The following is a 19,887-nucleotide window of genomic DNA, read 5'->3' as shown; positions in this document are numbered from 1 at the left end:
AAGACCGAATTGATCTTTTCAAGAGCATGTTAGCTATTTGAAATCTATAGAACTTTTCAAACATTTTTATCTATATTATATTAATATCTCCATTAGTGTATATTCTGCATTTAGCAAGTTGAAATACCCAAAAACAGTTATAGCAGCTATACCTAACAGTAGGTTAACCAAAACAACTGTTTTGGGTATTTCCTATTCGATATATACGAATAGAATTGTGGAAAGGGTCTAACCTATTCCACAATTTTCGGCAATGGAGCAAGAAGCGACATGCTATGACTTTGTAAAAAGTAGTTCAATCATAAGACATAAATCCAATACCCTGTCCAAGATTGAACTACTAAGCAAATCAAAGTTATAGATTCTAAAAGCTTCTTAGCTTCATTTTTACAACTATTATTCAGACGCTCTGATATCACTGTCCTATTTTAGCCTCCACGATTATCTTGTAATTCAAGACGTCATTGTCATCCGGTGAAAGGTTATGAGCTTTTTCAAGTGATTCTAACGCATCACTTGTTTTTCCAAGCGAATCGAGGACATAACTTCTCATCAACCACAACCGAGCATTATCACCTTCTATCTCCAAAGCTTTATCAATAGTTTTCAGGGATTTTTTGTAATCAGACAAATTGTAGTGGAGATCAGCTTTCATGCGTAATGCATCTACATCATCGGGGTTTATAGATAAGGTTCTATTCAATGATTCCAATGCATCTTTCGGATTGCTATCCATCCATTTCTCTGCAACAGAGTAGAATACCTCCACTGCGCCATCTTTACCAAATTCGAACAAAATAGCTCCTTTTAAAAGCATCAATTTAGGTTCATCTTCTTGATCCACATTATCGGTATCTAATGTTTCAGATAATGTTTGGAACATATATTCTTTGATTTCATCAGGAACATTATTGCCGAAATTATCTATGCATTCAAGTGCTTCATCATACCTGTTAAGCTTAATAAAGCACATAATTTTGTTCATCCAAAATTCAAACCGGTTCAAATAATTAGGGTCTACCTGGTCGATTATGTCCATTGCCTCTTCAAATCTTTCAAGTGTTATGAGACAAGCCACTTTAGCATTCAATGCTTCGTATCTTGGTTCCAGTTCGATTGCTCGATTATAGGTCTTTACTGCATCTTCTATCTTTCCGAGTAAGGATTCAAGACGAGCCTTGTTGACCAACATATCAACATCTTCTTTTTTACCCAAAGCCTGATTTATACAATCAAATGCCTCTTCGTACCTTTGCAGATTTATTAAGGTGCAGCCTTTTTTGTACATCAGCTCTGGATTCTCTGGGTCATAGAACAAACCGTATTCTGCAGCATCCAGTGATGCTTCATGTTTTCCCATTTCTGTATATATTGCTGATTTTATATCCCAGGCATCTGGATAATTTTCTTTTAGTTTCAATGCTTTGTTAACCCATTTGAGTCCTTCTTCACAGTTCCCGGTCTTTGCTTTGGAACTTCCCTTTAACCCTAATATTTCGACATCTTCTGGATAGTTGGAAAGGTATTTATCCATAAGATTTACAGCTTCACTGTGATCGCCCAAATTGTGAAGTAGTTTAGATCCATGTTTCAAAGCAGTACTATCATTGTCATCGATTTTCAGTGCTTTTCTAAATGATTCAAGAGCTCCTCTTAAATCACCCAAGGCCCAAAGTATTTCTCCTCTCTGATTCCAAAAATTAATGACATCATCATTTAAATTTATAGCATTATTTATATCCCTCAAGGCGTTTTTGAGATCACCTTTTTTGGCATATGCCTCTGATCTAGATGAATATGTATTCACATCCTCATCTACTTCTAATGCTCTACTGCATATATCAATAGCCTTATCGTACTCACCCAAATTTGAGTAATGATTTGCTTTGATTAATGAAATATTTGCAAGTACCGGGTTCAATTTCTCTGCTTCATTGATAGCTTCATCTGCTTCAGTATAGTAACCATAGGTTGACAATATTTTTGCTTTGTACAACCATTGGTCACCTGTATCAGGATTTGAATTAAAGATGTAACTGACAAGATTTTCAGCTTCCTTATAGCGTTTCATGATTAGCAACAATTCCAGTTTCATGAAAGCAGCTTCGAAATCATCAGGATTTATTTCAAGTATCATGTTAATGACTTCGACAGCTTCTTTACGATGACCTGACTCTGCCAGCATATCTGCTTGCATATGCAGCGTTTCTTTGTCAAAGAGATTTAGATTTTTAGCTCTCTTGATCACTTTAAGAGCTTCATTTACCTTGCCTTCCATTTGATAAGCATGAGAATAGTCCTTTAACAATTCAATATCATGTTTATAGTTATCATTTTCCAATGCTTTACCATAAGCAATCCTTGCTTTTTTGAACAACCCTTGTTTTTTGAGCAGTTCACCTTTTTTGATTTGAATTCCTGGGTCATTTTTCAATTTCAATGCTTTATTGCAACATTCTACTGCTTCTTTATAATGACCTATAAAATCTAAGTTAGCAGCTTTCAATAACCAATACTTCATTTCGTCATTATTTTTTACAATGTTATTTAGATATTCCAGGGAGGTTACATGGTTTCCCATTAAGGATGCTATAAATGCTCTATAATACCATGTTGCTTCATCATCAAAACTCATTGACAATGAATTTTCTATTTGGTTAGCTGTCTGGAAATCATTTGCTGACTTATAGAGTTCTATTTTAAAGTACAAAAGTCTTTGTTTGAGGTCATCATCGAGATTTTCCATCTCAAGGGCGTTCTCAATATCTTCAAGCTTTTCAGCAAATGGTACACTTTTGTCTGGCAACTTATTATTAAGTTCAAACAAGATGTTATCAATCTTTGGGGTATCTTTAGTATTTACCTTATTATAGATGTTTGAATCTGTTTTTTTCTTTTTTGAGGTTATAATATTCCTCCATTAGAGTATATCTTTATGAAGTTGCGATACCCAAAAAACAGTTATAATAGCTATACCTAATAAGAGGTTAACCAAACAACTGTTTGGGTATTTCTATTCGATATATACGAATAGAATTGTGGAAAGGGTCTAACCTATCCCACAATTTTCGGCAATGGAGCAAGAAGCGACATGCTATGACTTTGTAAAAAGTAGTTCAATCATAAGACGTAAGTCCAATAACCAGTTCAAGATTGAATTACTAAGCAAATCAAAGTTATAGACCCTAAATGCTTCTTTGCTTCATTTTTTGCCTTTCATACATATGCATCCAAACGTTCTGATGCCAGTTGATTTGATTCTCCATTTATTGAAAAATGCATGAAAGCTTTTGCCTTCATCGGTTTGGCATCATTTGCTTGGTTTTTTTCTATCACTATACTTACAACTTTCCTGGCTTCTTTATAACCAGATGTTGGGTCGTTTTGTCTTCTGTTTTTATTTTGTATAAAAACCCTCTCTTGGTTTTTTATTTTTTATATATATCTGGATCCAAATTGATACAAATCCAGATTGTAATTACCTATTGATGATTTCATTAATAAATTTTTCCCATAATCAAGCTTTTATAAATCTTAAAATTAGAAAATAGACAGTTATAAATTATAAAATCATAAAGTAGACATTTATAAATTATAAAATAAGAAAATAAGTAATAAAATTCGAATATTTATCATTTAAGATTTATATTAAATCTTTTAAGTTTTAAGATTTATCACTTAAACTATTATATTTAATCTAAATTTTCATAATTTTCCAATAATAAAAAAAAGATATAATTGGATTTAATTCTAATATCGGAGCGATGAGAAAAGATAAAGGATTTAGGATAAAAGATTTAAGGTAAAGGATTTAAGGTAAAGGATTTAAGATAAAGGATTTAAGATAAAGGATTTAAGATAAAGGATTTAAGATAAAGGATTTAAGATAAAGGATTTAAGATAAAGGATTTAAGATAAAGGGTTTAGGATAAAGATTTAAGATAAAGGATTTAAGATAAAGGATTTAGGATAAAAGATTTAAGATAAATGTTAAATAGATTTGTAGAAAAGGAAGAATAAGTAAACTATAAAAAGTAATTAAGAATTTCAATGATAGGATTTTTAGACAGAAATCAAAAAACGCATCTAAAATATATGAGATATTAACAGAAAACGAAGCTGTGTGAGTTGGATCACGACGTGTCCTGGAAAAGGGGCTGTTATGTAGAAGCTGACAGCAACCCGGACCTTGTTATGCGATATCAGGGTAAATTTCAGTGGTCAAAACCTGACCAATTGAAACGGTACAGGCAGTATTCAAAAGAACGATATACCGGTTTTTGTTGTGATTGGCCTTGGAGGAGAACCTGATAATCCTGAAAGGATGTTTTGTATACCTCTAGAGGAAGCTAAATATCCGGGCCTTTACCCGAGTGTTTTCGAACAATTTGAAAGAGATCCTCAGAATAACTTTTTCTGGAAAAATGGAGTTTTGTACTGATTAACCGAACTTACTGAAGTTTTTATAGCTAAAATTGCAAATCTTAGATATTCAATATATCTTCCAGAAATTCAAAATTATAATACATACACCTTCAATCAGTTGAAAACTATATCTGGAATGATTGGAAATGATAATCCAAAGGCACATACACACATTAAATCAGATGAAAACAATTGAATATGGTGGCTTAGATGATTGATAAGTAGTATGAACAATTATTAATAATTTTTTTAAGAAAAATGTTGTATGATGTAAAGTGGAAATACATACACACATCTAATCAGATGAAATCTACCAAAAAATCAAGTACGGATTATATCTAAATAAGATAGCATAAGCGTTAACACACAGACACCTTTTCTAATGAGTTCTAATATATTGATAAGATAACATGGATTATAATCATTTCTAACAGACACACACCTTTTTCAATGAGTTCTAATATGTCAATGAGTTTAAAATTGTTAGAATAAAAAAATAAGATTTCGATAGCTCATTATAATTAGTCTGTTATTTTTTAAAGTTATATGAAGTTTATAAAATCAGGTAATAGTGATATAATGGTATCAGAAATTAGTCAACACACAGACACCTTTCTCAATGAGTTCTGATATACCAACAAGTTAAGAATAAGTTAAAGATATTTGAACCAAAGTTAGGATTGAGATGTTCGTTATTATAATAATATATGATATATTCGATTTCTTTTTTGATTGTTATTATAATTCGGATTGAGATTAATCATTATAATATACATATAGACGTTTTCTAATGATTTGTGTAATTTTCTTGATACGTTTTGTTACAGAATTGATATGATGATATGATGATTTCAAGTTAGGTTTTTTAGAATAGAGTTTTTTTGTTTTTGAAGTTTTTATTTTTGTAAGTTGTTTTTTATTATTTACTCTAGATTTTTTTGTCTTTCTTTTTATTATTATATTATTTTTGAAAATCATGTGGATTTTTTATGTATTTCATTATTTATATATTTTATTATTTCTAATTAATTTTCACTTTTAATAAAAAAATAATTGTTTTATAGAAGAATAAATTTATATATTATTAAAAATATACTAATTATATAGAAAATTAAAATAATATAAAAATAAAAATAATATAAAAATTAAAAAAAATAGAATAATCAAATCAAAAGATCAATTGTATCAAGAGTTCAACCTCTAATCTTTTTCTCAAACAACTCAATCTCAAACAATTCAATACTCATCATTTCTAATTTCTTTTTTCTCAAAACATTAATCATTTATTAAAAATGTATAAAAATTAAAAGAAATCTAAAGTAAATCTAACCTAGATACAACTTAATCATAGAAAAATTATGTCTATTTCTTCGAATCATCATCGTTTTGTTTTGAATTATTATTTTTAAGATCTTATTGGATATCCCAGAACTCATTAACAAAGGTGTGTCTGTGTAGATAACAAAACATCTTATTGGATATCCCAGAACTCGTTAATGAAGGTGTGTCTGTGTAGATAACAAAACATCTTATTGGATATCCCAGAACTCGTTAATGAAGGTGTGTCTGTGTAGATAACAAAACATCTTATTGGATATTCCAGAACTCATTAACAAAGGTGTGTCTGTGTATACGAGCACTGTTTCAAAAAACCAATTTGACTAAAAATTCCTTTTCATCTGACTGGAGGTGTGTGTATCAACAAACCAATGTTCCCACCAAATCAAATTCAAATGTATCTATTCACTTCATCTGATTTTACTTGTGTGTATCAAAAGAGGAAAAAGATAGATAATTTAGTTATCTATCCCATGAATAATAAAGGTTCTTAGTGAACCATCGTTGTATTTGAAATATTTTATTACATCCAGACAGAGGTCATCATCATCTCCCAGCGTATTCATTATGAATTTATAGGACATAGTAGGTTTTAACACAGTATCTACACCCTGGTTTCTACCAAGAGACGTCTTGATTGTATCGATAACATCGAGTTCTGATAGATGCCTGATTGATTCCCATTTCCTGTGGTCACCAACAGGTTCGATCTCGTTGTCTCTACAAACTTTTTCATAGATATTATACACATCTCTGCTCCTTATCCTGTCAAACCTTTCTGTGTCCTTTCCACGTCTTTCCAATTGTTCACAGATTTTTGGATAGACAAACGACAGGTAAGACAGTGATAGCAATATCATTTTATCTGTTCTTGGAAGCTGTATCAAAACCTTTTTGATGTTCTTGTTGTCCAGTATTTCTTTCGCTTCTGATACAAAATCAGAGTCTATGTAGTCGCTGTTTTCCCTGTATGCAAGATCACCAACTTCCAGCAGAAGGTCAAGTGCATATCGTATACTGTTTCTATCTTGCAGAGTATATTTGCAGCATTCATTGATAACTGATGACAGGTCTGTATTCTCAATCATTTCATCAGTAAAAGCTAATTTAGCCCTTCTTGACAGGATCTGTTTCATCTGATTTGATGTGTATGTGGTGAATTTAATCTTAACCGGATTGAACACATCCAGGGTTTTCCTGTTAAGGTAATAGCTATATCTGTGGTCGTTTGTGATACCAACCACACAGATTCCTCTATATGTTTTCATATTTTCAACAGACCGCAGGATGTCATTTACTACTGTGTCTTCCTGTATTTGATCGAGTTCATCAAAAACTACTATCACAACGCCATCCAACACGTTCACCAGGTCGAAGAACCTTTCGATGTAACTGTCATATGAGTTGACAAGCGTCTGGCTACTGACATTTCCTTTCTTTTCAAGGTCTGATATCAATGTTTTCACGATAGAGAATTTTGTACCGGTCTGGCTGCAGTTAACATGAAGTGTATAAACATCTGTATATACATCTGATTTTGTCAGGTTTTCCAGATTTTCCATGACTATTCTTGTGAGTAATGTCTTGCCTGTGCCGTGATTCCCATCTATAAGCACATTGTCAGGGGTTTCTCCTCTTAGGGCAGGCATCAGGGAATCTTTTAATTCTTCCAGTACATCTTCTCTGTAGTAGATATTATCAGGGTCTAATAGATACCCGTTTTTAAGCGATTCTCGATTCTTGTATATGATGTTATTAAGATTTACATCTTTGAATATGTTATTCGAAATTGTTCCGTTTTTCAAGTTGATCACCGTTTTTTGATATTATATAATTGAATTGGATTATCGAGAATTTGTTTGGATAGATTAATGTGGGTCCAATCATTATTAGTATAATATATAGTGTCCCACAGTATAAACCGTGAGACCATTTTTGTGGTTATTGTGATGCTTTTTCCAGTTCTTTGTTTATTTCCTCGAAACGAATACTGATTAGTTCTTGTTCATCGAGTAAGATTTGTTCTCTGGTTTTAAATTCTGGTAGATGTTTTTCAATCTCGTCCCAGAATTCAACAGCCCAGCTTGGGTCATTATATATTTGTTTAAGAACTTCTGCGGTTCCATCTGGGTTCAGTTTTATCAATGAATAATAGAATTTCTGATTTTTCCGGCTTCCTCCTTTTGAACAATCGACATATAGTCCAGGTGGAAGCCACTGTATTTTCCAGCCACCATAGAATTCACCAATCAGAGAATATCCGTTGGCGTGTTCCTTGTTCAATCCATCTATTTTTCTCAACCATCCGCCGTTATAGCGGGTGTAGGTTCCAGATATTAACGTCCTGAGCATTATAGTTGGATTAATGAGGAATTCTCCTCTACCGTTTTCTTCTTTTATACAGTCCAGCTTGATTTTAGATCTGTTTTCCTGTGTTATATGAATCATCACCGTTTTTTATTGTTTTTCTATAACGAGGCTCTCTAGAAACCAATCATACAATTTTAAGCATGTATACGACTAATTGATTTGATTTAGTCATTTTCAACGTGCTTTTGAAGTGTACAGTGGTTTGTAAGAGCCATTCAGACGGGAAAACAGTTTGAACATTTATAAGACTTCTTAGTATTAAGTTAGTCAGTCAACAGGTTTTCAAAGTTCATTTGACTAACTCAATTCTAAAAACACAATAAAACAGCAGTAGATATGGTTATTTAGATAAGAAAAAATACCCTGCAGAAAAACTGCAGGGGCGTCAAAAATTAGAAAGTAGTTATCTTTGTTTTTATCAGATATCATCGAGGTTTTTCAATTCCTCATCGATTTCCCTGATACGGTCAGAGAGCTGTTTTCTCTCTTCTTTGAGAATTACTTCATGAGATTTGAATTCTGGCAGATGTTTTTCAATAACATCCCACATGTCAACAGCCCAGCTTTGATTATTGCATTGCTGGTCTAGGATTTTAACAGTACTGTCATAATTTAGTTTAACCAATGTACAGCAGTACCTTATCTTTCCATTTTCATCACTTTTGGAACAGTCTATATACAGCCCTGGAGCTAGCCATTGTTTTTTAGATACATTATAAAAAGGACCAACGAGAGAGTATCCATTTGTGTATTTTTTGTCCAGAGATTCCACTTTCCTCATCCAGCCACCACCATCGCGGGTGAAAATAAGAGGTGTGATTTGTTTCATCAATTTTTTAGGTTCCACGAGGATCTCTCCCCGCTCGTTCTTGTCTATTATGCAGTTCAATTCTTTCGATGGGTTTTCATCGTTACTAATTTTATCACGACCGTTTTTTTTATGGTGATTATATATGGACTCTGTAAAACCCCTGTAAGAATTAGTTAGATAAATGGATAAAATAGGTTCAATAGTACTGGTAGAGATTATTTCGATACAAAAGGGATTTTACAAATTTCCATAAATAAGATTGGTAAGGATGTTTATAAGATTAATCACTATTGAGCGAACCGGTCAACAGGTTTTCAAAGTTTGAATACGAATTAAAAAAGACTGGAGAGATCTGATTTTCAAGTATTTGAGAATTTCAATGTGTCATGTCACACTGAAAATCGAAAATGAATAAAATAATAACAAAACCCAGACATGATTATATTTAAACCCCGGTAAACATCTTTCAAAATCTATAGTAAATCAAAAAGATCAAACTGGACGATACTATTTTGGAAAACATTATCCAAATTCTAAAAAGTAGATTCAAGGTTTTGATTCAATATTATTAACTAAAAATGTAGAGCAGAGAAACCTTAATTAACTGCCCCTTGTAATGTTACTCTCTTCAAGATCATCCCTGTTTATCAATTTAACATCGATGATTTTAGCCAATAATTCTGCATCTTTATTAAAATATCCTGTGCATATTATTTCAGCCCTGTCGCATCTATAATAGATTTTAGCAGAAGAAACTCCATGAACGGTTGAAATTGAAGCAACACCTCCATAACATATCTTAACAGCTACCTTTTCGACACCTAAAGACGTTGCTATAAGGTCTGCTCCAGAACCTATATCTGGAATTCTTTCAACCTGATAACCTCTGGTCTTGTAGTATATTTCCACCTCCTGCAACAATTCTTCTCGGGATATTAATTCAAAATTCTGATAATTTGTTTTCAAGTTTTAACCTCCTTTTTTTTATTTTAAAGTAAATAAAGCACGAGAGTTTGTATGGTTCTTTCATCCCGAATTCCTGAAAAAGAGCAAAATCAATACCATCAAATTATTAGATCAAAAAATAGTATGGACAGGTACACAATTGACCTGCCATTTTCTTATATAATCTCTGGAACTCAGCGCCCTGAAAGCAGAAATTACCAATTATATTTTTCAATTAACCATTTGAGCTTATCTCTGTCGATGAGATTTACTCCTGTTATATCTGCCAGGTTCTTTGCTTGTTTGCTGAAATTGTTTGTGCTCACGACTTCTGCTTTAGAACATATATAATACATCTTTGCTGCAACAACTTCCTGAACTGCACTAGGCGATGTTGTATTATTTAGGTGCTTTACCTGCACCGCTATTCTCTCACTCCCCCACTGAGTTGCTATAAAGTCAGCTCCATAGTCGCTATTTTTTGGAGTTTTTTCCACTTTATAACCCATTTTTTCATATAGGTTCATCAAGCCTAATTCTAGTTCTTCCCAGGATATATTATACAGGTCGTACAACATTTTCGATTCTGGTTCGTTATAAAGAACCTGTATAGTACTTTCTGCATCAGTATCATTGAATTTGTCCAGGATTCTGGCTGCAATTAGCTTTTCTTCATATGATCCATATTTTAAGTACCTGTTCAAGACATTTTTTGCGTCATCATTATCATGTTCAGTTATAATATTTACAGCATCATCGTAGTCTATGTGTTTATGATTGATGTTTATTATACCCTGGAACAATTTTTCTACTGAAATTTCTCCCAAGAATACCAAGATACTAGTCAATTCTTGCCAGCAGTCTTCATTAAGATACTCTCTGCTTAATCTTTTTAACACACAATCTACAGCTTTTTCTTCATGCAAGGATACGAATTCTCTCAATCTGCGACAACTTTCTTCTCTTCCGTCAAGTACTTGATATTCGCAGATGTAATCAATCAGATAAGGTACAGCTGGTTCGCCGATGCTTTCTATGATTTCTGAAACAGTTAATGAAGCAGTGAAGTATCTATTTGGCAAGTATTTATTATAAAGTTCATTCATGATGTACGGTATACATGGCATGCCTATTCTTTTCAGAACGCTTCCTATCTCCCTTTCATTCGATATACCAACATCTTCTCCTAATTTTTCAACCAATGGTTTGATTGATTTTTCTCCAAATCCTACAAGTATGTCTTTAGTTTCTTCTTTCTCATTATATTCCTCAGTAATCAATAGATTTTCTACTAAAGAAGATATAATTTCTTCTTTGCTATAATTGTTAGATTTCAATTTTTTACCTCCATAATTTTATTTTAAAATTTTTATAAATTCAATAGATTGTATGGTTTTTTTGTGCAGTAATTTCGAGAACAAAACAACTGAGTAAAATGATTTCACAAATCCAGAAAAAATAAAATCCATGCATAGAGCATGGACTAAAAACTGATTTAAAACCGGAAACTATCCAAATCTATTTCTTTACAGACTAACCATTTCTTCCAGTTGTTTCCTGTCAATCAGGGAAACATCATTCGATTCTGCCAGTTTTACTGCCTGTTCTGTGAATTCCTGATTGGAAACGACTATGGCACCATTGCAATGGTAGTAGTTCATTGCAGCAGCAGCTTCCTGGACAGCATTTCTTGTGACTTTTTGATCGGAATTTAGATGTTTTATAACAACTGCAGTTCGCTCGACTCCATAACTGGTTATAATCAGGTCGGCACCCATGTCTGTGATACCGGTTCTTTCGACCAGATATCCTTTATCTTTGTACATCGACTCGAGAAAATCTTCAAGTTCTTTCCATGACATTTCGTCTAGGTTATTATTCTGCTGAGAATTACCAGATGTCTGTATCCTTTGATTCTGGTTCCTCGAATCAGGACTATCCTGGTTTTCGATGTTTTCCTCGATTCGGTCCAGTATCAACTGCAGCTGATGGGTGTCTCCATATCGATTCTGGTACTGTTTTATCTTTTCTGACAGACAATCGACAGCCGGTTGTTTGATCTGTAAGAGAACGTTTTCAAGGTCCTGGTTGTATCCGTCATGATACAGGTGTTCGATGATTGTATCTGCTGCCAGATGTTCCATCCTAATCAAACAGTCTTCGATCTCCTTTTTGGTACAGTGGCTGTCAGTCGTCAACATTACTTCTAACATCGATTCTACTGCACTGTCTATCAAATCTTCTTTATTTTCTACTTGTTCCAATTTAATCCTCCATTATATTTGATTTAAATCCGGGTAATAGTTCCTGCAGCTCTTTTTCCTGTTGATTTCAAAAGAGTTTAGCAATCTATATTTTCTACAATTACCCGCTATTGCAATTAACAGCTAGTTTCCTGTTGCCGTTAATTGCATTGGTTCGTATGGTCATTTTTTGTAGTGGTTTAGAGAACAAAAGCAGCTGGAATAATCTGATCATATCCAGTAATCAACATATAAAATATGAAAAAGAGGACCAGGCACTCCCCCGTTAGCCCGCTCCTCTGTATACCCCTTATTGAACTCCCCAACACGCTCTCTCGTAATCAACAACCAATTTCCTCGTTGCTGTTGATTACATGAATTTGTTTGGTTTTTTTGTGCGTTGTTTTGATACCTAGACAATAGTAAAAATATATTTATGGAAATCGACAAGCAGAATCATCACGAAAAAAACAATAAAAAAAATAAAATATAAAACCATGAAAATTTTTTATGAATTTAACATCTTATAACAAGTTATAAATACAAATGATATTGATAAATATTATCAGCAATTATGAAAGAAACAACAACAATTCCCACTACCAAAGCAGTTAGAGACAGGCTAAAGAGTTATGGTTCAAAAGGTGAAACATACAGCCAAATCCTAACCCGGTTGATGGATGAAATTGATTATGAATCATTCATGGAACGCCAATATAAACGGTTAGAAGATAGAGAGTATTTTGTATCACTGGATGATATTTAATGACCTATGACATCAAGTTGCATCCAGGAGTGGCAAAATATCTCAAGTCTCTTGATTCTAATACCAAAGCAAGGATCAAAGAAAGTATTGAAACACTTAGCGATAAACCATATCCTGAAAACCCCAGAACAGATATTAAAAAATTAAAAGGTACAAAAGGCAGAAAGAGTTTTTATAGGTTAAGGGTAGGTAACTATCGAGTTATATATACTATTGAAGATGAAACCATATTGATTACAGATATTATCCATAGAGAGAAAGGATATAAATGGCTGTAATGAGTGAACAGGCACATAGACACGTCCTTTTTGAATAACATAATACATATGCTGCTATAGGTTTAACCGATAATCATTGGGCTCACTCAAAGATTTTTCCATGCTTTATATTACTTTTTCTAATATACTTCAAGGCACAAATGAGTACTACAATCAGCATAGTACCCCGGACTAAAGAAAAATTAGACAGTTTGCGGAGATTCCCACAGAAATCTTATAATTCCATTATTGAAAGGTTGATAATTATGTCTGTAGATGAAGATGAATTAAGTGATGAAGCTATCCAGGGTATCGAAGAAGCATTAGAGGACATCAAAAAGGGGAGACTGTACACTCATGATGAGTTAAAGAGAGAATATGGTTTGATGTAAGTTATTGATTCTTATCTAGATTCTCCAATTTGTGATTTATTTCATCGAGTCGGCATTCAAGGTACGTTTTTTCTTCATGGAGAATCTCTTTATCGGGTTTGAATTCTGGCAAAAACTTTTCTATCGGATCCCACAGATCAGTTGCCCAGCTCGGGTTGTTGCGGGTTTGTTCCAGCAGCTCAACTGTACCGTCAAAATTTAATTTTATAAGTGTATGGTAGATAACTTTTTTCTTGTTATCCCCGTTTTTTGAACAGTCGACATATAATCCTGGAGCCAGCCACTGGCGCCTTCTGTCGCTGTAAAATTGTCCAATGATCGAGTATCCATTCGTATATTCCTGATTCAGGTTGTCCACCTTTCTGAACCAGCCGCCGTGCAGACGAGAGTAGGTTTCAGGACACAATCTTTTCATAATGTCATTCGGCGCTGCGAGGAATTCTCCTCTGTTGTTAATTCTTTTTATACAGTCCAGATTTATTGTAGATTCAGAATTAGTATTGATTTGAATGTTAACATCTCCGTTTTTGATTCCAATAGACTTGTAATACCCCAGTACGAACCGGTATTATTGGTTTAAGCTGGTTCAATTTTAAAGGTTCTTTTTAGAAGTCCCATTAAGAAGATTGATTAGAAGGTTTATAAGATTAATCGATATTGAGCGAACCGGTCAACAGGTTTTCAAAGTTTTAAATACGAATCAAAAAAGACTGGAGAGATCTAATTTTCAAGTATTTGAGAATTTCAATGTGTCATGTCACACTGAAAATCGAGATTGAAATTGAATAGTAACAAAACCGACTATTATTATATTTGAACCCCGGTGAACCTCTTTCAAAATCTATAGTAAATGCTAAAGAACAAACTGGAAGATACTATTCAGAAAAGCTGATTTCAGTTCAAAAAATATATTGCAAGGTTTTGATACTATGTTATTGACTAAAAATGTAAAAACATATCAATCATCAGTTTAAAAGGCGGTTTTAAACAACAAAATTGAAAATGAAAGATTCTTGATAACCCGGAAATAAGAAGAAACCTTATATAAGGTTAGATAAATTATTCTAATCTGTTTTTTAGTTTTTTATTTTCTAATGGTTATTGTTAAAATTCATTAAGTAAGTAGGTAAAATGGAACAAAAAAGTATACGAGAGAGGGTAATACATCATCCTGTGGTATCATTTTTCCTTTTAGCCTACATGATATCATGGCTCGGTTTTCTCCCGTCAATATTGGATATCGATGAAAGTTTTGGTGGACTGAACCTGTTGGTAGCTCAATTCGGTCCTGCAATTGCAGGCGGATTGATTATATGGTATACTGGTGGACCGATCCGCGAATGGGTTGGCAGTATTATTCATTGGCGTGTACCTCTCAAATGGTGGATAATAACCTTAGTTTTTCCAATCTTTGTATTTGGTGCAACCAGTTTAGGGTTTATACTCCTGGGTTATGAACCATTGCTTTCAAAATTACCTGACCCTGTTTTGACTTTCATTCCCACACTCATAGGTCTCTCTTTATTGGCAGGTTTGGGAGAAGAACCCGGATGGCGTGGTTTTGCTCTTCCCAGATTACAAGAACAATATGGTCCCCTGAATGCAACATTTTTACTGGGAATTCTCTGGGCTTTCTGGCACATACCAGTATTCTTCGTAGATCCAAGGTCATCTCACGGTATCACTGACCCTATAATTCTTGGAGGATTAGTGTTACTTACAGCTGTTGGAATTGTGTTATATACATTTTTTTACACCTGGATATTCAATCATACTGGAAGTGTTCTACTCATGATGTTGTTACATGGAGGTTTCAATACTGCTACTATACATCTGGTGCCTTTTGCCGATGAAATTGTCTTTGGTCCAAATTATACAAACCTCCTGATAATACAGGTAGGGGTGCTTCTTATAAGTGTTATAATACTTATCACTATGACCAGAGGGTTTTTGGGTTATGGTTCAAAGGATATATCGAATTTTACGAGAAAGAGCTAACATGAAAATTGAAATCATTGGAGTGATTAATTCTATATCAGGTAAATAATATCCCTTGTTTTAGTGTGGAAATTCTCTGGATTAGATAGCATTTTATATTGTAGATCCAAAAATATAAGGTCATAAGGAAGATAAAATGGAGAATATTAATGAAATAATTCGTTATGCTACACTTGCCCCTTCAGGACATAATACCCAACCATGGAAATTCTATCTAGAGAAAAACCAGATCAAAATCTTTCCAGATTATTCTAGAAGGCTTCCAGCTGTAGACCCTGATGACCGTGAACTGTTTATTAGTCTTGGATGTGCACTGGAAAATCTTTTGATTGTAGCTGAACATAATGGTTATAGTACTAATGTGGAATATTCTTTTGACGGGAATGGTGAAGATTTCATTTCTGTTGTACTAGATACTGATGGTATAAAAGAAAATGATATATTGTACGATGCAATCCCACAAAGGCAGACCACCAGAAGTAAATATGATGGTAACTCCATCCCTGATGACGATCTAGATAAGCTCAAGTCGGTAATAATGGAGGATGGAATATCTTCACTTTTTATTACTGATGATGATAAAATAGAAGCTATAATAGACCTTGTCAGGATGGGTAACAAGATACAGATGAACGATGAGAACTTTAAAAAGGAATTAACCTCGTGGATACGTTTCAATGATTCTGATACAAAAAAACATCTTGATGGTCTTAGCTCAAAAACGATGGGTTCGCCATCTATACCCAGTTGGTTTGGCAGATTTTTTATAAAATATATTGCAACTGACAAAGCTCAATCAAAAAAAGATGAAATAAATATCAGAAGTTCTTCTTCTCTATTAGTAATCATGTCAGATGATAATAGTAAAATTGCATGGGTTGATATAGGCCGCAGTTTTGAACGACTTGTTCTAAATGCTACTGCTTTGAACATCAAAAATGCACATCTTAACCAGCCCTGCGAAATTCCTCAACTCAAAGAAAAATTACAAGAAATATTATCAATCGGCAACAAACACCCTCAACTGTTACTTCGTATCGGGTACGGTCAGCCACTTCCAAGATCACAAAGAAGACATGTGGAGGATGTGGTTTACTAATCTATAAGTAATCTTCAAAAAACTGATAGGTCATTTGTAATGTACAATATCCGAAAATATACGCATTCAAAAAAGGTTAATGGATATTTTCGATTATTCGATAAACAAGGTTTATAGAAAAATTTTCTCAATAATACAAAACTAGAATAAATCAGTCTTGAAATTTTGACTTAATCATATATGAACCCGGCTGTCCGGTTTCAAAATCTATAGTAAATCAAAAAGAACAAACTGGATGATCCGGTTCTAAAAAACAGTATTTCAATTTTAAACATTTGCTTCTGGGTTTTGATCCTATACTTTAGACTAAAAGATAGAGAAGAGGATTTATTTATTTCATCTAATATCCTCGACCTTATCCATCATCCAGGCAGCTCAATATTTTTCGATAATTGTTTCAAGCTAGTTTCTATATATCAGGGTTACTGCCGAATTTGAAGAATCCAGGTGAATGACAGCGATCCAAGTCATTATTTCGGATATGACCACTGGGCTGGTGTAACAACAGCAAATCCTGTACTGCTGGTAGGCATACTTGGTATCGCAATTTTGTTGTTCCTGAGAAGAGAGCAGAAATAAGGTATAATTAGTCATATACCATTTCTACTACTCTTTTCCTTTTTTGATCTGTATTTTTTGAATCATTTCATGAAAGAGTGAATCAGCTACGATTAATTCTAAATTAATTTTAGAAACATTGTTTCCAATGTTATATAATATATTCAAACAGACAATACCATCTAAGATTATTTACTAACCATTCAGAAATTAGACATGGGGTTCATAAATGAGAATCAAACTATATCTTGTAATAACTTTCGTTTTAATGATAATGTTTTCAGGCACAGCATTAGCGGATACTATCACTGTGGATGATGATCCTGGTATGAACTACCAGAAAATACAGAATGCAATAAACGCAGCAAGTGACAGTGACACCATTATTGTATATAATGGAACATATACAGAAAATGTGGACGTTAACAAATCAGTAACCATCCTATCGGAATCCGGGAATCCAGATGATACTAAAGTTCAGGCTGCTTCTACAAGCGATCATGTATTTAACGTTACCAGAGATAATGTTACGATCAGTGGTTTCAATATAACAGGTGCTACAGTTTTCGAGAAGGCAGGAATCTTCCTAGATGAAGTTAAGAACAACAATATCAGCAACAATAAAATATCTAATAATTATCAAGGTCTTCGCTTGTTAAATTCCGATATTAACACACTGAATAACAACACCGCATCAAATAACAACAATGACGGCATTAATCTTTATAATTCCAGTAGCAATAAACTGAATAACAATAATGCGAATTTTAACAGCAACGTTGATGGTATAAGTCTTTATGAATCCAACAACAACAACCTGAACAAAAACAATGTGTCGTACAACAGAGAAGGCATTTACTTTTCTGAAAGCAACAATAATACACTGAACAACAACACTGTATCGTACAACAGAGAAGAAGGCATTATTCTTTCTGATTACAGTAGCAATAACACACTGAATAACAACACTGTATTAAACAACAAAGATGATGGTATCGGTATTTCTGGTTCTGACAACAACAAACTGAATAACAATACTGTATCAAACAACAAAAATGTTGGTATCAGTATTTTTGTAAGCAAAAATAACATATTGAAAAGTAATATCATCTGTAATAACACTGATCTTGGGTTTGAATTTCCTTCTAGCGAGGACAATACTATATATAACAATATCTTCAACAATGAGAACAATACACGAATTACTGCCAGTTCCGTCACAGTTAATAAGTGGAACATCACCAAGACACCAGGTCCAAACATTGTGGGTGGACCTTACATAGGTGGCAACTACTGGGCACATCCTGATGGTACTGGATTTAGTCAAACCTGCACCGATGCAAACAACGATGGGTTCTGTGATTCAGAGTTTAACATCGCTGAAAACAATAACGATTCTCTGCCACTTACAATCAATGCATCCGTTGATATCGAAAAGTACACCAACGGTGAAGATGCGGATGAACCAGAAGGTCCAACCATCCAGATGGGTAGCCAGGTAACCTGGACGTATAATATCACAAACACCGGCAGTGTCATTTTATACAATATTACAGTCACTGACGATAAACTGGGAGAAATTTCATGTCCAAATAGCTCTCTTAAACCTGGTGAATCGATGGTCTGCACTAAAACTGGTAGCGCTCAGTCAGGTCAATATTCCAATCTTGGTAATGTCACTGCTGAATACAAGGATGACCTGTGTGCCGAAATCCCAACAAGTCAGATAAGTGACAGCGACCCAAGTCATTATTCTGGATTAGGATACGACCACTGGGCTGGTGTGCCTGCTACGAATCCAGTACTTCTGATTGGAGTGCTTGGAATTGCCATGCTTTTGTTCCTGAGAAGAGAACAGAGATAATTAAACATGAACAGTTGAGGAAGCGATTCCACTTCCTCTTTGCTTATTTTACTCATAGGAACCTGTAATGCACTCTCTGTAACTTATCGGTTTTTCATCCAGATTCAAATAGAGGATTAATCCCTATTTATTTTCAACCGAACAGAGATTATGATAATTCTGAAATTTTGATGTTTCATGTAACATCAAAAATCGAAATTAAATAAAATAGTTATAAAATCCAGACAAAATTATATTTGAACCCGGCTAAACGATTTCAAAATCTACAGTAAATCAAAAAAAATCAAACTGGATAATTTGATTCTAAAAACTTTATTTCAATTTTAAACATTAGCTTCAGGGTTTTGGTTCTATACTCTAGGGTAAAAAAGGAGAGCAGAGATTTACTTTTAATACCATCCAGCCAGTTCAATATTTTTCAATAATCTTTTCAAGCTCATATCTATTTATCAATTTTACATCGATAATTTTAGCCAGTAATTCTGCGTCTTTGCTGAAAAATCCCAAGCTTATTACTTCAGCTCTGTCGCATCGATAATAGATTTTAGCATAAGAAACTTCATGGACGGATGAAAATAAAACAAAACCTCTGGAACATATCTTAACAGCTACCTTTTCGACACCTAAAAAAGTTGCTATGAGGTCTGCTCCAGAATCTGTACCTGGAGTTCTTTCGACATGATATCCTCTAGTTTTATAGTATATTTCCACTTCCTGCAGCAATTTTATCCAGGATATTAATTCAAAATTCTGATAATTTGTTTTCAAACTTTAACCTCCAATTTTTATTCCTGAGTAAATAAATTACATGAGTTCGTATG

General features: G+C 33.6%; 16 protein-coding genes. 7 read left to right on the top strand and 9 right to left on the bottom strand.

Annotation, left to right across the window (positions count from 1 at the left end; genetic code table 11):
• Positions 1 to 415 precede the first annotated feature (415 nt).
• From METEV_RS06100 to METEV_RS06065, 7 genes are all read right to left on the bottom strand, one after another.
• A complete protein-coding gene (locus METEV_RS06100; RefSeq protein WP_157197302.1) occupies positions 416 to 2,806 on the bottom strand; it encodes a tetratricopeptide repeat protein in 2,391 nt (796 codons plus the stop codon).
• 3,415 nt (positions 2,807 to 6,221) lie between these two features.
• Positions 6,222 to 7,568, bottom strand: a complete 1,347-nt coding sequence (locus METEV_RS06090; protein WP_013194666.1) for a Cdc6/Cdc18 family protein — start codon at positions 7,566 to 7,568, stop codon at positions 6,222 to 6,224.
• Positions 7,569 to 7,704: 136 nt separating this feature from the next.
• Positions 7,705 to 8,211, bottom strand: coding sequence for a hypothetical protein (locus METEV_RS06085; protein ID WP_013194665.1), 507 nt, complete (start codon positions 8,209 to 8,211; stop codon positions 7,705 to 7,707).
• 340 nt (positions 8,212 to 8,551) lie between these two features.
• Positions 8,552 to 8,980: a hypothetical protein gene (locus METEV_RS06080; protein WP_013194664.1), complete on the bottom strand. Its 429-nt coding sequence runs from the start codon at positions 8,978 to 8,980 to the stop codon at positions 8,552 to 8,554.
• A 564-nt stretch (positions 8,981 to 9,544) separates the two neighbouring features.
• A complete protein-coding gene (locus tag METEV_RS06075; RefSeq protein WP_049891037.1) occupies positions 9,545 to 9,910 on the bottom strand; it encodes a restriction endonuclease in 366 nt (121 codons plus the stop codon).
• 194 nt (positions 9,911 to 10,104) lie between these two features.
• On the bottom strand, positions 10,105 to 11,226 hold the full coding sequence (locus tag METEV_RS06070; protein WP_013194663.1) for a restriction endonuclease: 1,122 nt from the start codon (positions 11,224 to 11,226) through the stop codon (positions 10,105 to 10,107).
• A gap of 189 nt (positions 11,227 to 11,415) precedes the next feature.
• Positions 11,416 to 12,153, bottom strand: a complete 738-nt coding sequence (locus METEV_RS06065) for a restriction endonuclease (RefSeq protein WP_013194662.1) — start codon at positions 12,151 to 12,153, stop codon at positions 11,416 to 11,418.
• A 553-nt stretch (positions 12,154 to 12,706) separates the two neighbouring features.
• Here METEV_RS06065 and METEV_RS06060 point away from each other — a divergent pair.
• The 3 genes from METEV_RS06060 to METEV_RS13010 all read left to right on the top strand — a co-directional run bounded on the left by METEV_RS06060 (position 12,707) and on the right by METEV_RS13010 (position 13,547).
• The gene (locus tag METEV_RS06060) at positions 12,707 to 12,898 is read left to right on the top strand and encodes a hypothetical protein (RefSeq protein WP_013194646.1); all 192 of its coding nucleotides are present in this window, start codon (positions 12,707 to 12,709) and stop codon (positions 12,896 to 12,898) included.
• A complete protein-coding gene (locus tag METEV_RS06055) occupies positions 12,898 to 13,176 on the top strand; it encodes a type II toxin-antitoxin system RelE family toxin (RefSeq protein WP_013194661.1) in 279 nt (92 codons plus the stop codon). Before METEV_RS06060 ends, METEV_RS06055 begins: the two co-directional genes overlap by 1 nt.
• Positions 13,177 to 13,316: 140 nt before the next feature.
• The gene (locus tag METEV_RS13010) at positions 13,317 to 13,547 is read left to right on the top strand and encodes a DUF7557 family protein (protein WP_013194660.1); all 231 of its coding nucleotides are present in this window, start codon (positions 13,317 to 13,319) and stop codon (positions 13,545 to 13,547) included.
• Position 13,548: 1 nt separating this feature from the next.
• On the opposite strand, the gene METEV_RS06045 is transcribed toward METEV_RS13010, so the two are convergent.
• Complete coding sequence (locus METEV_RS06045) at positions 13,549 to 13,962, bottom strand: hypothetical protein (RefSeq protein ID WP_049891035.1); 414 nt, start codon at positions 13,960 to 13,962, stop codon at positions 13,549 to 13,551.
• 716 nt (positions 13,963 to 14,678) lie between these two features.
• On the opposite strand from METEV_RS06045, the gene METEV_RS06040 reads away from it, so the two are divergent.
• From METEV_RS06040 to METEV_RS06030, 4 genes are all read left to right on the top strand, one after another.
• Entirely contained in the window at positions 14,679 to 15,545 is an 867-nt protein-coding gene (locus METEV_RS06040) for a CPBP family intramembrane glutamic endopeptidase (RefSeq protein WP_013194658.1), read from the top strand.
• A 136-nt stretch (positions 15,546 to 15,681) separates the two neighbouring features.
• A complete protein-coding gene (locus tag METEV_RS06035) occupies positions 15,682 to 16,644 on the top strand; it encodes an Acg family FMN-binding oxidoreductase (protein WP_013194657.1) in 963 nt (320 codons plus the stop codon).
• Between the two features lie 447 nt (positions 16,645 to 17,091).
• Complete coding sequence (locus METEV_RS12030; protein ID WP_232216829.1) at positions 17,092 to 17,223, top strand: VPXXXP-CTERM sorting domain-containing protein; 132 nt, start codon at positions 17,092 to 17,094, stop codon at positions 17,221 to 17,223.
• A 208-nt stretch (positions 17,224 to 17,431) separates the two neighbouring features.
• Complete coding sequence (locus METEV_RS06030; protein WP_013194656.1) at positions 17,432 to 19,066, top strand: NosD domain-containing protein; 1,635 nt, start codon at positions 17,432 to 17,434, stop codon at positions 19,064 to 19,066.
• A 408-nt stretch (positions 19,067 to 19,474) separates the two neighbouring features.
• Here the strand turns inward: METEV_RS06030 and METEV_RS06025 are convergent, their stop codons facing one another.
• Positions 19,475 to 19,834, bottom strand: coding sequence for a restriction endonuclease (locus tag METEV_RS06025; RefSeq protein WP_049891033.1), 360 nt, complete (start codon positions 19,832 to 19,834; stop codon positions 19,475 to 19,477).
• Between the last annotated feature and the right edge of the window lie 53 nt (positions 19,835 to 19,887).

The sequence above is a fragment of the Methanohalobium evestigatum Z-7303 genome (genome assembly GCF_000196655.1).
Classification (GTDB): Archaea; Halobacteriota; Methanosarcinia; order Methanosarcinales; family Methanosarcinaceae; genus Methanohalobium; species Methanohalobium evestigatum.
This window is presented reverse-complemented; position numbering and strand designations above follow the sequence as displayed.

Excerpts from the sequence above, each read along its gene's own strand:
- METEV_RS06085 (WP_013194665.1), bottom strand. The coding sequence starts at position 8,211 with ATGATTCATATAACACAGGAAAACAGATCTAAAATCAAGCTGGACTGT.
- METEV_RS06060 (WP_013194646.1), top strand. The coding sequence starts at position 12,707 with ATGAAAGAAACAACAACAATTCCCACTACCAAAGCAGTTAGAGACAGG.
- METEV_RS06055 (WP_013194661.1), top strand. The coding sequence starts at position 12,898 with ATGACCTATGACATCAAGTTGCATCCAGGAGTGGCAAAATATCTCAAG.
- METEV_RS13010 (WP_013194660.1), top strand. The coding sequence starts at position 13,317 with ATGAGTACTACAATCAGCATAGTACCCCGGACTAAAGAAAAATTAGAC.
- METEV_RS06045 (WP_049891035.1), bottom strand. The coding sequence starts at position 13,962 with ATGAAAAGATTGTGTCCTGAAACCTACTCTCGTCTGCACGGCGGCTGG.
- METEV_RS06040 (WP_013194658.1), top strand. The coding sequence starts at position 14,679 with ATGGAACAAAAAAGTATACGAGAGAGGGTAATACATCATCCTGTGGTA.
- METEV_RS06035 (WP_013194657.1), top strand. The coding sequence starts at position 15,682 with ATGGAGAATATTAATGAAATAATTCGTTATGCTACACTTGCCCCTTCA.
- METEV_RS06030 (WP_013194656.1), top strand. The coding sequence starts at position 17,432 with ATGAGAATCAAACTATATCTTGTAATAACTTTCGTTTTAATGATAATG.